At 57.3% G+C, this 13,888-nt stretch carries 12 protein-coding genes; 1 reads left to right on the top strand and 11 read right to left on the bottom strand.

Going from position 1 to position 13,888, the window contains the following annotated elements; all coding sequences use genetic code 11:
• Window positions 1–4: 4 nt before the first annotated feature.
• From PEL01S_RS06310 to PEL01S_RS06270, 9 genes are all read right to left on the bottom strand, one after another.
• Window positions 5–967: a PhoH family protein gene (locus PEL01S_RS06310; protein WP_127459743.1), complete on the bottom strand. Its 963-nt coding sequence runs from the start codon at window positions 965–967 to the stop codon at window positions 5–7.
• Between the two features lie 255 nt (window positions 968–1,222).
• Window positions 1,223–2,404: a sporulation protein YqfD gene (yqfD, locus tag PEL01S_RS06305; RefSeq protein WP_127459742.1), complete on the bottom strand. Its 1,182-nt coding sequence runs from the start codon at window positions 2,402–2,404 to the stop codon at window positions 1,223–1,225.
• Window positions 2,405–2,425: 21 nt separating this feature from the next.
• Complete coding sequence (gene yqfC, locus PEL01S_RS06300) at window positions 2,426–2,704, bottom strand: sporulation protein YqfC (RefSeq protein ID WP_036677169.1); 279 nt, start codon at window positions 2,702–2,704, stop codon at window positions 2,426–2,428.
• A gap of 172 nt (window positions 2,705–2,876) precedes the next feature.
• Entirely contained in the window at window positions 2,877–3,380 is a 504-nt protein-coding gene (locus tag PEL01S_RS06295) for a hypothetical protein (protein WP_127459741.1), read from the bottom strand.
• A gap of 34 nt (window positions 3,381–3,414) precedes the next feature.
• Window positions 3,415–4,407, bottom strand: coding sequence for a flotillin-like protein FloA (gene floA, locus PEL01S_RS06290; protein WP_127459740.1), 993 nt, complete (start codon window positions 4,405–4,407; stop codon window positions 3,415–3,417).
• A 55-nt stretch (window positions 4,408–4,462) separates the two neighbouring features.
• Window positions 4,463–5,860 carry an NfeD family protein gene (locus PEL01S_RS06285; protein ID WP_127459739.1) on the bottom strand — a complete coding sequence of 466 codons (1,398 nt, stop codon included), beginning with the start codon at window positions 5,858–5,860 and terminating at the stop codon, window positions 4,463–4,465.
• Between the two features lie 130 nt (window positions 5,861–5,990).
• Entirely contained in the window at window positions 5,991–6,434 is a 444-nt protein-coding gene (locus PEL01S_RS06280; protein WP_010491814.1) for a GatB/YqeY domain-containing protein, read from the bottom strand.
• A gap of 12 nt (window positions 6,435–6,446) precedes the next feature.
• A complete protein-coding gene (gene rpsU, locus PEL01S_RS06275; protein ID WP_010491812.1) occupies window positions 6,447–6,620 on the bottom strand; it encodes a 30S ribosomal protein S21 in 174 nt (57 codons plus the stop codon).
• A gap of 130 nt (window positions 6,621–6,750) precedes the next feature.
• Entirely contained in the window at window positions 6,751–7,095 is a 345-nt protein-coding gene (locus tag PEL01S_RS06270) for a histidine triad nucleotide-binding protein (RefSeq protein WP_010491808.1), read from the bottom strand.
• A 344-nt stretch (window positions 7,096–7,439) separates the two neighbouring features.
• Between PEL01S_RS06270 and PEL01S_RS06265 the strand changes: the two genes are divergently transcribed.
• Complete coding sequence (locus tag PEL01S_RS06265) at window positions 7,440–9,350, top strand: FAD-dependent oxidoreductase (protein WP_204343537.1); 1,911 nt, start codon at window positions 7,440–7,442, stop codon at window positions 9,348–9,350.
• A gap of 80 nt (window positions 9,351–9,430) precedes the next feature.
• Here PEL01S_RS06265 and PEL01S_RS06260 read toward each other — a convergent pair whose 3' ends face one another.
• Both PEL01S_RS06260 and PEL01S_RS06255 read right to left on the bottom strand, forming a co-directional pair.
• On the bottom strand, window positions 9,431–11,602 hold the full coding sequence (locus tag PEL01S_RS06260) for a stalk domain-containing protein (protein WP_127459738.1): 2,172 nt from the start codon (window positions 11,600–11,602) through the stop codon (window positions 9,431–9,433).
• 73 nt (window positions 11,603–11,675) lie between these two features.
• Complete coding sequence (locus tag PEL01S_RS06255; protein WP_127459823.1) at window positions 11,676–13,547, bottom strand: SbcC/MukB-like Walker B domain-containing protein; 1,872 nt, start codon at window positions 13,545–13,547, stop codon at window positions 11,676–11,678.
• Window positions 13,548–13,888 lie beyond the last annotated feature (341 nt).

Genomic DNA, 13,888 nt, shown 5'->3' with positions numbered 1-13,888 from the left:
TTCCTCAGCCTTCTTTGTCCTCATTATAGGCCATGATGATTTTTTGCACCAATGAATGTCTGACAACGTCCTGTTCGGCAAACCGGATAAATCCGAGCTCTTCAATGTTCCTCAGGATGCGCTGCGCCTCCACCAGCCCCGACGACTTGCCCCGCGGGAGGTCGATCTGCGTTACGTCGCCGGTAATGACCATCTTCGAGCCGAATCCGAGGCGCGTCAAAAACATCTTCATCTGCTCCGGCGTCGTATTTTGCGCTTCGTCCAAAATGATGAACGAATCGTCGAGCGTCCGGCCGCGCATATAGGCGAGCGGAGCGATCTCGATGAGGCCACGCTCCAGCGATTTGAGCACCTGCTCCGGCCCGAGCACGTCGTTAAGAGCATCATACAATGGACGCAAATAGGGGTCAACCTTTTCCTGCAGGTCGCCGGGCAGAAAGCCAAGACTCTCGCCCGCTTCGACCGCGGGTCTCGTCAGTACGATCCGCTTCACTTTGCCTTCCTTGAGCGCGGAGACGGCGAGCACGACGGCGATGTATGTTTTGCCCGTACCGGCCGGTCCGATCCCGAAGACGATATCTTTTTTCTTGATTTCGTTGACATACTGCTTTTGCCCGATCGTCTTGATGCGGATCGGCTTGCCTTTGTGGGTAAGGGCGATTTCGCCTTTAAACAAATCGAGCAGCTGATCGGCCTTCATTTCTTTGGCCAGGTCGATCGCGTAATGAATATCCCGCTCCGTCAGCGCGTATTGGTTGCGGACCAGTTCCAGCAGCACGGTGAACAGCTGTTCGAGGCGAGCCGTATCGGCCGCTTGGCCTTGGATGACGATCTCTTCCTCGCGGGTAAAGATGGCGGCCTGCGTATGCTGCTCGATCAGGTGCAGGAATTTGTCCTGCGGCCCGAAGAGCGCGAGGGCTTCGGCCGTATTTTTGAGTGTGACTTTTGCGGTGGTCTGTTGATCCATGTACAGGGCTTAATCTCTCCTCCGGGTTTTCGGCGGGAAGGCGATTCATTCACCAGAGTGGCGCGGTGCTGCGAGCAAGACATTGCTGCCTCCGGCCGCTCTTGAATTCGGATTCTATGAATATATAAATGATCGGGAAGAATCCGAATTCAAAGGCGGCACGTAAACTCTACGGCAGCAATGTGCAGCTCTCCGCCCGCACTACGTTGATGAAATAAAAAACCTTCCGGCCGTAAACCGCTCCGTCAGTAGTATTTATGGGACGATCGGTTGTTCGGTTGCGATCGGTTCTTCCACTTCCAAAAGCACTTCCATATAAACTTTACCATTCTCCGCCTTTTCATGCAAAATTTTTTCCGAAACGACACGCGATTCGCTGCCCGCCGCCGACAAAATTTGCGTTTTAGCCTGCTCGATACCGAGCTCCGAGGCTTCCTTCGGGTCAACCGCCTGCTCGACAATCTGCACCTCGAACAGCTTTTCGCTGAGCCACCCGATCGGGAGTGTGTAGCCTCGCCAGCTGAGCGTTTTCCGCTCGGGGATGGATTCATACTGCTCGAACGGAATTTTTCCGTAGCCGCTTAGCTGAAGGCCGCGGCCGCCCAGGACGAGGTACGAGCGGTTTTTCGTTTCGCCCGTATAGGTCTTGTACTGGAGCGTAAGCGGCACTTCGACGGTCGGCTTGTACCACACAATTCCCTTCACCCTCCCCGCGGCGACAACGTTCTGCTGGTTCGTCTCGACGCCGATGATGCCGGATATCAGGATGTCTCCTTTGCGCACGTATGTATTCGGCTTAACGAGCGGCCTGCCCTTTTCGGCGAAAATTTCGGTGACCAGCGCACTTTTGGAAGCGACCAAATGCCTTGGGCTAAGCAGCGGTGGTTTATCGGGCACAGTCGATTCGACGACCTTAATAATCACATGCGTGCCGCTTACCTCCACACCGACCCAAGCGGTGCCCGGCAGCTCCTGTTGCAGCGCCCTTGATAGTTCGGCCGGGTCTTTCAGGCGGAATTTCCACTGCAGCTTGTAAATGCCTTGCTGCTTCGCGGCTAGCAGAATCTGCTCCTTGCTCAGCTTCTCGTTGCCTTCCACGCGAACATGCCATACGAGCGAGGACAGCACATAAATTCCGATAACGAAAGCAAGCACGCCTATGGCAAAAAATTTGCGTTTCTCCAGCTTGTCTATCCAAAAAGGAAACCCCTCTTTCTGGCGAATCCGGGAACGGGAGCCTGTCTCCTTCAGTAGCGGGCGAAGCCGGAAAAAGTCGCGGATCGTGATCGATAGCTCGGCTTTATTTTCCGCCGTATACCGGATATCCCAGACGGCCATCTTCCGCTCCGTCATGCGGTTCAGCAGCTTCTCGATCTGCCCGCCTTTCACTTCGATCCGAACAAAGCCGCGCAGGCGGTGGATATACGAAGATTTCACGATCGACCTCTCCTTTCCGGGCTACGGAATATATTTGATATCTCGGATCATGCCTTCGATGAATACTTCTTCTGTCAAAATGGCGCGAATGACAAGCTCCGAGCCATGTACCTCCACCCGCCCCGTCGTGAGCGCCAGCTTGAGCACCTCGTTGGAAAAATGCAATACGCCGCGGTGATTTTCGATATAAAGCTGCCGGTTCCCGATCATGGTCATGCGGGGCAAGTCCATCACGACATCCTGCGGCAGGTCGAGTAATTTCGCAGTAAATTGATTGAATCGGCGGGTCAGCTTTCGCATAGTCAACCTCCTCCGCAGTCCAAAAAGCATAACACGGCTATTTACACCTTATGCCGGGAATTGGAAAATATGACCCGGAACGCAGCATGCCCCTCTCATGCGGCAAAACAAAAAGCGCCTTCCCGCGAACCCCGGAAACCGGGATCGAAAGGAAGACGCTTCGTATGAAATCTTAACGCCGGAAGGGGCGTTTGGCTCGCGGAGGGCCGAGAATTTCGGCCCACATCACGCCGCGCGCCGCGTCCTGCGGCGTCAGGCCGCCGAAGGGAGCGGCTGCGTTTTCGCCCGGGCCCTGCGGCTCGGCGAAAGAAGGCGCTGTGGCGGCCGCAGAAGGCCGCTCAGGCGACGGTGCAGCCGCAGCGTTAGCTTCGGGCAGAGGCGCAAGCCGCGACCGGCGGCGGTCCATTTCGGCCGGCTGAGGACGGACGCCGCCCGATTGGGCCGGCCGCGCTTGGACCGGCTGGGCCTTGGGCATTGGCTTCGCCGAGCCAGGCCAGCCGGAGACATCGCCGCCGAAGGGCGGCATGCTGCCTTTCGGCTCTCGTTTCTGAGGCTGCGGTACGCCTCTTCCACCCTTGCCGCCTGTCTTTAATTTTCTCACGATACTGCTTAGCACGATATACAAAATAACTACGACAAACCAGTTGCTCATAATCAGATCCAAGATGGTGCGCATCGGTTATCCCGCCTTTCCGCCTGGCTGGGGGCTATTAGGCATTGTCTCCGTTTTTACCCGGATCGTTCATTTTGCCGAGGCTGGAGCGCATTTGCGTGTCTGCGTCAATGTTCTTAAGGTTCATGTAGTCCATGACGCCGAGTTTCCCTTCGCGCAGCGCTTCCGCCATCGCGAGCGGCACTTCGGATTCGGCTTCCACGACCTTCGCTTTCATCTCCACGACCTTCGCCTTCATCTCCTGCTCTTGGGCGACGGCCATTGCACGGCGCTCCTCCGCCTTCGCCTGCGCAATCCGCTTGTCGGCTTCCGCTTGCTCCGTTTGCAGGTGCGCCCCGATGTTTTTGCCTACGTCCACATCCGCAATATCGATGGACAAAATCTCAAACGCCGTACCGGCATCCAGCCCTTTGCCCAATACCGTCCGGGAAATCATATCGGGGTTTTCAAGCACGTCCTTGTGCGAGCTGCTGGAACCTACCGTCGTGACGATCCCTTCGCCGACGCGAGCGATGATCGTTTCTTCTCCCGCGCCCCCGACCAGCCGGTCGAGGTTGGTACGTACCGTCACCCGTGCGATAACTTTCACTTCAATCCCGTCTTTGGCGACGGCGGAGACGACCGGCGTCTCGATCACTCGAGGGTTGACGCTCATCTGTACGGCCTGAAGCACGTCGCGGCCGGCCAGATCGATCGCCGCCGCACGCTCGAATTCCAAGTGAATGTTGGCGCGGTGCGCCGCGATCAACGCATTGACTACGCGGTCAACGTTACCGCCGGCCAAAAAGTGGCTCTCCAACTGGTTAATGGTTAGATCTAGTCCGGCCTTGGTCGCCTTGATCATCGGATTGACGATCCGGCTCGGGATAACCCGGCGCAGCCGCATCGCCACGAGCGTAATGATGCCGATCCGCACCCCGGACGCCAGCGCGGAAATCCACAGCATGACCGGGACAAACGTAAAAAATACGGATAGGGCGATGATCACAACGGCCGCCAGCAAGAAAATTGAAATAAGGGATGTATCCATTGTACAAATTCCTCCTTTGTTGTAAGTCCATCGACGTAATGGCAAGGCGTTCTGCTTACGGTTCTTTAACTTCCTTTACGACGACCCGGACACCTTCGACATGCGTGACCGTCACCATTCGGCCGGATGCGACAAAATCCCCCACCGTGACGACATCGACGCGCTCGTCGCCGAACATTGCGGTCCCGGCCGGCCTGAGCGGCGTAACCGCCTTGCCTGTCCGGCCGAGCAGATCGCTGCGGGACGACGCGGACACGTAGCCTTTCTCTTCGGTGAGCTTTTCCCGCAATACAAACCGGTTCCAGACGCCGCGATGCTTAAAAATTTTCACGACAACGGCGACGACGACGACCGCAACGACGAAAGCAATCCCCAGATTCACCGCGGCCGCTTTCGTGTTGTAGGCGGCAAGCACGACGCCGCTGATCAAGCAGGCAGCGCCGAGAAAGCCCAATATCCCGAAGCTGGACACGAACACCTCGATCAATAGCAGCAAAATGCCGGCGATAAACAGGGCGATCTCCTCGAACCCGGCGAATCCGGCGATATAATGTCCGAAAAAGTACAGCCCGAAGCCGAGCACGCCGATGATTCCGGGTAGCCCGAAGCCGGGGACGAACAGCTCGATCGCGATCCCGGCGATCCCTATGATGAGCAGCAGCGTCGACACCCAAGGCTGAGTCACGTACCGGGCGAACGATTCCGCCAGGCTCGGCTTCAGCTTGACGAGCGGATGCTCTTCCCCGCCGATGAACTGTACGACCTCCTGCAGGCTGGCGGCCATTTTCTCCGCATAACCGACTTTAAGCGCTTCCTCCGCCGTGAGCGTCAAAATTTTGCCCTTAGGCACCGTTCGGCCAATCTCCGGCATGGACACGCCGACGTTTTTGTCGACCATCGCTTCGGCGATTTGTGTCTTCCGTCCGCGCAGCTCTGCGGCGGCCTTCATCTGGCCAGACCAATACGAAACCACCTTGACGCTTTCGATTTCATTCCCGGCCCCGTCCACAACGGCTGCCGCACCGAGCGAGCTTCCCGGCTCCATGGCGATTTTGCCGGCATTCAGCGCAATGTAGCTGCCTGCCGAGATGGCTTTGCCGTGCACATAAGCAATCGTCGGAACCGGGCTGTTTTTGATCAGTTGACCGATTTCCTGCGCCGAATCGACGCGGCCGCCAAGCGTATCGACGTCCAGCACGACGTAATAGGCGCCCATCGCTTGCGCTTCCTGCAGCGCCCGCTGTAAAAAAGTTTGCAGCCCGTTCTCCACCGCTTGATGCACCGGAATCACGACAACCGGGGCGGCTTTCGGCGGCGAGGACGACGATTCGGCGCTCGCGGGTTCCGCAGGCAAAAATCCAATTAGAGCGGACAATAAAAGCGCCGCTGCAAGAAAATAGACAAGCGGAAGCCGAAAAAGCAGCGCCGAGTGCTTATTCCCGAGTGTATGCACAAGATGACCTCCTTTTCGCGCGTTTTGCAATGCTCCCAAGAGGTACTACGCGACAGCGGCAAGTTCGATTCACAAAACTGCAACAAAAAAAGAAAAACACTCCAATAAGAAGGAGTGTTTCCCGCTGTTGTTAAGACAATAACTGTTGGACGAACTGATTGACGACTTTGCCGTCTGCTCGTCCTTTAACCTTTGGCATTAATGCGCCCATGACTTTGCCCATGTCCGCTTTGGAAGAAGCCCCCACTTCTTGGATGGTCTGCTGTACAATGGCTTTTACTTCTTCATCGGTGAATTGCTGCGGCATGTACTCCATCAGTATGGCGACCTCGGCCTTTAGGTTTTCCGCCAAATCGTCACGACCGGCCTTTTCAAATTCTTGGAGGGAATCTTTGCGCTGTTTGATCTCGCGATTCAAGACGTCAAGTACTTCTTGTTCATCTAAGGTTTTACGCTGATCTATCTCAAGATTCTTGATAGCTGCACGAACCATACGGATTACGGAGAGTTTAAACTTGTCTTGACTCTTCATCGCAAGCTTCATGTCGTCGTTTAGTCTGTCGCTTAAGCTCATCGATTAAGCCTCCTAGAACTTTCTCTTGCGAGCAGCCTCTGACTTCTTCTTGCGTTTCACGCTTGGCTTCTCATAATGCTTGCGTTTTTTGACCTCCGCCAAAACGCCATCTTTGGCGATGGAACGCTTAAAGCGACGAAGTGCAGCATCTATAGTTTCGTTCTTGCGAACTCGAGTTTCTGACACCAGTTTTCCCTCCCTCCGAACAGACCGTCCAAGACGAAAAAAGACATTCATCAAACTTCATTATAGGTGATAAGGAAACTGGGTGTCAACCTATCCGGAACAAAACTTCAAAAATCAGTCGCACCGGGGTTTAACGGGCGTTGAGCGGCCCCAGTTTTTCTCCGCCAAGCAGGTGATAATGGATATGAAATACCTCCTGCCCGCTGTGCTTGCCGCAGTTGTTGATCAGACGGTAGCCGGATTCGGCAACGCCCTGTTCTTTGGCGATTTGCTGCGCCGCGCTGTGGATTTCTCCAAGCAGATGCCAGTCGTCCGCTCCGACGTCGTTCATCGACGCGATATGTTTTTTGGGAATGATTAGAATATGTACGGGAGCGGCCGGATAGATGTCGTGAAAGGCAACGACATGCTCGTTCTCGAACACTTTTTTCGAAGGGATCGACCCTTCGACGATTTTGCAAAAAATGCAGTCCACGTTCTCCCCTCCTTCCCATATCAGGATCAGGCTTGTCTCCTTTCACTATACCCGAAAACTTGGCAAAAAGAAAACTCGTCGCGGCAAAAAAACAAGGACACGATTTTTGGCATTATTCGTCTTGTTTTCGTAATAAAACATTGTTTTTTTGCACGGTTCCGTCCATTGTGACCTGATCGTTCTCAAAATGTGATCTATTTTAACGAAAATAAGCATCGATTTTGGCCCGAAAACAGGGATTCATTTATAGACTATCGGTCTAATATTATCTATAATACTAAACGGAGCGATTCAATGCTTGGCAAACGGTGTTAACCAAAGGGGGTTTAGGGGTGGACCGGTTCATGAGAGCGTCGACGCGGAAAAAACGCGACTACCTGATGGATGTCGCCCTGAAGCTGTTTGTGGAACGCGGGTACGAGCATGTGTCGGTGGACGATATCATCGCCGCGACTCAGACGTCCAAAGGAACGTTCTACCATTATTTTGAAGGCAAAGACGAAATTTTGCGGGAAATCCCGAGAAAACAAATGGAGCTTATTCAAGTCTGGTGCAGCCGCACGCCTTCGCAGGTGCGGTCGCTGGAAAGCCACGTCAACCGGCTGATGCTGGATTTGGCCGAAGCGCTGGGCGCCTACAGGCGGCTGATCCGAAGCTGGATCGCCCTTTCGATGCAAAACGAAAGCCTGAAGGCCGCCATGGAAGAGCTGAAACAAACGCTGTATGAAAGCTTGCTGCGCTGGCTGCCCGAGCCGGGCAAAGCCAAAATGCTGACCACCGCTTATTTCGGCACGGTCATGCTGTGGTGCGCGATTGAGGAAGAGACTAATTTGACCGAGCGGATGCGGGAGCAGCTCGCTTGGGTTTGGACAGGGCTTCGCCATAACAAGGAAGCGGAACCGATTCTACTGGAAGCAGAACGGAAAGGAGAACACAACATGAAGGTTGCTATCATCGGAGGAGGGCTTGCGGGGTTGACCGCAGCCGCTTATTTATCGGAGCATCAAGGAATCGAGGGCGTCCTGTTCGAGCGCAGTCCGCAGCTTGGCGGACGGGCGTTTACTTATGAGAAAGCGGGCTTTACGCTGAATTACGGCGCGCACGCGATTTACGGCATCGACCGTCACACCATCGGCGATCTGGAGCGCGAGCTGGGACTGTCGTTCAGCTCGAAGCAGGTGGATAAACGGCGGGTCATGTATTACAAGAACGACCAATTAACGCCGGCCCCGCTCGACTTCGTCAACCTGATGCGGACAGAGCTGCTGAATCCGATCCAAAAGATGCGCTTCGTCGGGGAAATTACGGCGATCATCGCCAACATTCACAACGTGCGCAATTACGATACGCTTGGCGATTACCTGGCGCAGTCGGACGCGGACGAAGACGTGAAAGAGCTGTGGGAGCATCTCGTCTGTTCGAACTTCTTTATCACACCGGAGGAGGCGCGTAAGGTTTCGGGCGCGGTGATCAGCGACTACTACCACAACCTCTTTTTGTCGGGCCGCCCGGTCAACTACGTGCTCGGCAGTTGGGCCGTCATTACGAACCAGCTCAAGCAAAAAATCGACCTGACCTCCCGCTGGGAAATTGCGCTGCGCGAAGGCGTAGACGGCATCCGTTACGCAGACCGAAAGTTTTGGCTGCAGACGAAAACCCGCGAGCTTGAATTCGACCGCGTTATTTTCGCCATGCCGGTACAGCAGGTCTGTAAGCTGCTCAAGGACACGCCGTGGGAGCCGTTCATGGCCCCTTACGAGGATAACACGGCGACGGAGGTCATGGTATATGACATCGGCATGAACCGCGTTGTGGCCCGCCCGTTCAGCTACATCAGCGACATGGACAACAAGCTGTTCATCAGCGACGTCTCCGCGACCGACCATACGCTCGTTCCGGAAGGCGGGCAGTTGCTGCAGGGTATCGCATACCTGAACGACAGCTTCGAGGGCGAAGACGAGCGTAAGGCATACTTGGATAAAAAGACCGAACAGATGGAAGCGTTGTTCGATCAGCACTATCCGGGTTGGCGCGAAGCGACGGAAGTAAAGCGCGTTTCGAAAAAAGCGATGGTGTCGAGCGTCAAAAATATCGCAAGCAACCGGCTGCTGCCGAACCGGATCGAGAACGTGCCGTTCTACTTCTGCGGCGACGGCTGTCAAGGCAAAGGCGAGCTGGCGGAACGCGCCTTCTCCAGCGCGCGGCTGGCCGCTAAAGCGATCCTGGAGGAAATGCCGCAGCTTCAACGAGCCTAATCGGATTATAGTCGTGCGAATAAAAAAGCTCGAATGGGCTTGGTTCCGTGAAAAGCGGAATCGGCCGTTCGAGCTTTTTTTTACATCAGATCGTTCCAAAGCTTGGTTAGCTGCTGCCCCAACCAGCCAAACCATGCGCCGACTGCCTGAAGCGGCCCCGGTTTGGTGTCGGACGGCGAGTTATGCTCTGCTGAGAGAGCCTTGACGGTGGACGAGGATTTCACTGCTGTACGCGAAACCGGGAGTTCCTGCAATGCCGTTCCGCTCTCTGCCCCCGATCCGGTGCCGATTCGCACCGTTTGCGTCTCCCCGTCCCACTCGACCTTGCCGCCAAACGCCTCGCCGATAAAACGGGCCGGGACCATCGTATGGCCGTTGACCAACCTGGCGGGAGCTTCAAGCGGGAAAGCTTCGCTGTTTATGCTTGCGGCACCGCTGCCGATCGTCACGGAGACGGTCGTCGAGCCTTTTTGCCCTGTGGCCGTCCGGGTCGCCTCGTTCCACTCCACCTTTGCCCCCATCGCTTCGAAAATCGCGCGCAGCGGCGTCAGCGTGTTGCCTTCGATCAGAACCGGAGGCTGCTCGAACGGCACGGCTTTTCCGTCTACATCGACGGAAATCCTGGAGGTGATCGGAAACGAGCGGGAGCCGCTCTTCTGTCCTTCGCGATTATAGACTGCGAGTTCAATAACCGAACCCTCAGGAATCGCGCCGGCTATCAAGTCGATCCCAAATGGCGGAGCCGTCTGCGTCGCAAGCAAGGTTCCGTTCAAATAATATTCAAGTTTACCGATGTAGATATCGGGGATTTTGACGAACGGAATAAGCTTGGCCGCCCGCGCGACAGCGCTGTCTTTCCCCAGCGGGACAAACCCTGCATGGTCGGAAGGCTTCGCCCCTTGCTCCACCTTGGACAAGTAATACGGCGAAGAGATAAGCTGCTTATACAGCTTCAGCATCGCCTCGTTGTCGCGAAGCAGGTAGTTGTTTTTCGATTCCTTCATATCCAGATTGACGTTAAAATACGTAATCGACTTAAGCCGAGGATATTTGAAGGGCATCACTTCGTACAGGCGCTGCAGGTTAAGCAGCCCGTAGTCAGTAAACGACTCCTGCGGCAGGTTGGCGTAATGGGAGACGGCCGTTTCGCTGATCATCAGCGGCTTGCGCTCGGCGTACGTTTTGTACAAATGATCGAGCCGCTCGACGGGACTCGTCGCCTGCATATTGCCCTGCTGCGGATCGCCGTTCTCATAAGGCTCCGTATACATGCTTACGCCGACCCAGTCGACGTAAGCGTCGCCGGGATAATAAGCATCCATCGAATACATCGGCACGTCGCCGGGGCTCCATACCATCGCGACGTTCGGCGCTTCCTCGGCCATGATGTCGTGAACCATTTTGAATTTGTCGATATATTTTTGCGGATCGCCGTGCCAGACGACCCAGTCGCCGTTCATTTCGCTGGCGTAGCGTAAAAAAATCGGAATGCCGGCCGCTTTCGCTTCCTTCGCCCATTGACGGACGACTTCGTCTGTCACGGCGTCCAAGCCGTTTGCCGGCTCCCAGCCGATCTGCAGCGCTGCGCCGGCCTGCTTGGCCCGGGCCGCATGCTGCTTCGGAAACGGCTTGCCGACTTGCGAATAAGCGAGATACAACGCATGCTTTTTGCCGTACAAGCTTTCCGAGCGGTCAAAATAATTCTGCATCCCCGGGTCCCGCTCGGTGTACATGCCGATGTACATCCCGTATTCCGGCTCGAACTTCGCCAGCTTGCCGTTCTTCGGAGCCGCTTGCCGCCGTAGCACTTCGGTATCCTGCGTCCCGATGTACGCGTCGATGGTCGTGCGGATCTGCTCCGCCCGCTGCAAGTCGACCGCTCCCCAATCTTTTCCCGCCTTCAGCCAATAGTCGTTTTCCTGCTCGTAGTAGCGTATTGCCTGTTCGTAATCTTTTACGGCATCGAAATGCTGGTTGAGCTTGCCGCTGAACAACGCGGCATTCTCCCAATCTCCGGCCGCCGCATAATGCTCCGCGAGAAATTTCCAGTGCGGCACGGCTGACGCCGCATCTCCTTTGGCCACGGCGGCATCCGCCGCCTTCCAGCGGTCCCAGATGGCGTCGGCCTGAACCGGCAAGCCTTGTCCGAGGAGCAAGCCCGCGCCCACGACGGCGGCAGCCAATAGGCGCGCGCTTCGGCGGTTCATTCCGGGCTCCTCCGGACGGTACGGCTTGCGATTGGCGTTGGTCATTCCTGTTCCCCCTTGCGCTACGGCTTGTTCTATTTATTATATCACTAGCTATGACCGTCCGCGTAGAAGTATGCTACATCGTTTCCAGGGTCACCCGGCTGCCTCGTCCGTTCGGCTCGGCGGGGTGAACGACCAGCCTGCGCGGTAGCCGCGCTCTCAGTTCCGGCACGTGGCTGATGACGCCGACGGTCAGCTTGTCCAAATGCAGCTTTTCCAGCGCGGTGATGACGGTATCAAGCAGCTCTTGGTCCAGCGTGCCGAATCCTTCGTCCAAGAAGAAAAATTCGAGCGGATGCTCCCCCTTCAGCTGGATTTGCGTCGAAAGGGCGAGTGAAAGCGACAGCGAGGTCAGGAACGTTTCGCCGCCGGACAAGGTGGTCACCGGTCGCCTCACGCCGCCGTTCGCGTTGTCGCGGATGACGAAGCCGCCGCCGGAGTCGACCTCGATCGCATATTTTTGCCGCGTCAGCTGACCGAGCCGTTCCGATGCCGCACGGCTGACGTGCATAAGCTGCTCCTCCGCCAAAAATTCGACGAAGGTGTTGCCGCGCAGCACGCTTTGCAATTTGCCAAGCAGGGACAGCTCCTGCTGGCTTTTCTCCCGCTCCGCCTCCAGCTCGCTCCACCGGGCATGCTTCGCCTGCAGCTCCTCGTGGTCGCGCTCCGCCTTGGCCGTCGCCTGCAGCGCCGCTTCGTCCTCGGCCTTGCACCGGGCCAGCTCTTCCTCCAGCGCCGTCCACTCTTCTTCGGTGACCTGCCGTCCCGCCAGCTCGGCATCGAGCTCCGTTTGCCGCGCGGCGAGCTGGTGCTCCTGCTTGCCGTGGGCTTCCACCTCGGCAGCCCATGCCTGCTGCTGCTCCGGCGGGACTAGCGCTTGCGCCACTTCGTCGGCCGTGGCAAAGCCTTCCGCGGACGCTTGCTGCGCCCACTCCGCTTCCGCTTCCTCATAGGCGAGCCGCGCCGATTCGACCGCTTGCCGCGCCGCGGCTTCCGCCTTCGCTTCGGCCTGCTGACGGGCCTGTGCGTCTTCGAGCAGCTGCGCAGAGCGCTGCGCTTCAGTTCGCAGCTTGTGCAGCTCCGCCTGCGCCTTGGCAGCCAAAGCGGAAGCGTCTTCGTCTCCTACCCAAGCCCGCAGCCGCTCCGCCTGCTGTCCGGTCTGCTGCTCAAGCGCTTGCCGTTCCGTCGTTAACCTGACGAATTCTTTTTCCGTCTCACCCAGCTCCTGCTGGAGCTGCTCCATCCGGCTCCGCTTCTCGTCCAAAAACTCCACGCTTTTGTCCAAACGACCTCGCAGCTCCTCGGCCAGTTGGTCCTGACGCTTCAGCCGCTCTGCCAGCTCGTCCAGCTCATCCGCCCGGAGCTCGGGAAATTTGGCCTGCCAGCCGGAACGGACGGCATTCAGCGCTTCGCGGGTCTCGCCCGCTTTGGCCGCATGGGTGTCGAACAACGTTTGCGCCGTCTGCTTGCGCGCTTCGCCGTCATGCCGCTGCTTGTCCAACTGCCGCTTGCTTTGCAGCAGCTCTTGCAGCTTTGCCTGCAGCCGTTGAATCCGGCGGCTGACACCGGCAGCCGACTCCGCTGTTTCGCGCAGCGTCTCTGCGATTCGTTCGCCGGGAATGCCGGGCGCGGAAGATTCCGTTGCGGAAACGGCTGTAACGGCCGCTTCCCCTAGCGCAACGGGCAGCCCTTGAGACTCTTCCTCCACTGCCTGTCGCCACTGTCTTTCCAGCGCTTGCAGCGACTGCAAATGGCCTTGGACCGCAAATCGGCTCTCACGGGCTTCGTTCTGCTGCCGCTCCAGCATCACCGCTTCGTCTTGCGGTGCGGCCAGGTTTCCGGCCAAAGCTCCCACGGCTTGCGGCAGCGCCGGATTCGGATGCGCCACGGAGCCGCAAACCGGGCAAGCTTCGCCCTGATGCAGATGCGCCGCTAACGCCTCGGCCATCGCCGACAGCTCCGCTTGCTGCTGAGCTTTGCGTCGGCGCGCAATCTCCTCCGCGATGCGGCTCTCCAGCCCCGTCAACCGGCTTTCCGCCTCACGCGACGCCTGATAAGCCGCGAGCAGTTCCTGCGACCATTCTGCCGCAAGCTGCTCCCATTCCCGCTGCGTCGCATGCAGCGACGTCTCCGCCTGGCTCAGCCGCTGCAGCTCCGCTTGCAGGCGGTTCGTTTCCGCCTGCTGCTCCGCCTCCAGCTTCGCGAGGCGCTCCAGCTCGCGCTTCTCCTGCAGCGCCTCTTGCAGGCGCTCGCGGTGCGCGGCGGGCACCTCCGCCCGCTTCAGCTCGT

It is taken from the genome of Paenibacillus elgii NBRC 100335 (assembly GCF_004000865.1).
Taxonomy (GTDB): Bacteria; Bacillota; Bacilli; order Paenibacillales; family NBRC-103111; genus Paenibacillus_G; species Paenibacillus_G elgii.
The sequence above is the reverse complement of the archived record's forward strand: the minus strand, read 5'-3'. Positions and strand labels throughout refer to the sequence as shown.

Excerpts from the sequence above, each read along its gene's own strand:
- floA (WP_127459740.1), bottom strand. The coding sequence starts at position 4,407 with ATGGATACATCCCTTATTTCAATTTTCTTGCTGGCGGCCGTTGTGATC.
- PEL01S_RS06265 (WP_204343537.1), top strand. The coding sequence starts at position 7,440 with ATGAGAGCGTCGACGCGGAAAAAACGCGACTACCTGATGGATGTCGCC.
- PEL01S_RS06295 (WP_127459741.1), bottom strand. The coding sequence starts at position 3,380 with ATGCGCACCATCTTGGATCTGATTATGAGCAACTGGTTTGTCGTAGTT.
- PEL01S_RS06280 (WP_010491814.1), bottom strand. The coding sequence starts at position 6,434 with ATGAGCTTAAGCGACAGACTAAACGACGACATGAAGCTTGCGATGAAG.
- PEL01S_RS06255 (WP_127459823.1), bottom strand. The coding sequence starts at position 13,547 with ATGGCCGAGGCGTTAGCGGCGCATCTGCATCAGGGCGAAGCTTGCCCG.
- yqfC (WP_036677169.1), bottom strand. The coding sequence starts at position 2,704 with ATGCGAAAGCTGACCCGCCGATTCAATCAATTTACTGCGAAATTACTC.
- PEL01S_RS06310 (WP_127459743.1), bottom strand. The coding sequence starts at position 967 with ATGGATCAACAGACCACCGCAAAAGTCACACTCAAAAATACGGCCGAA.
- PEL01S_RS06260 (WP_127459738.1), bottom strand. The coding sequence starts at position 11,602 with ATGACCAACGCCAATCGCAAGCCGTACCGTCCGGAGGAGCCCGGAATG.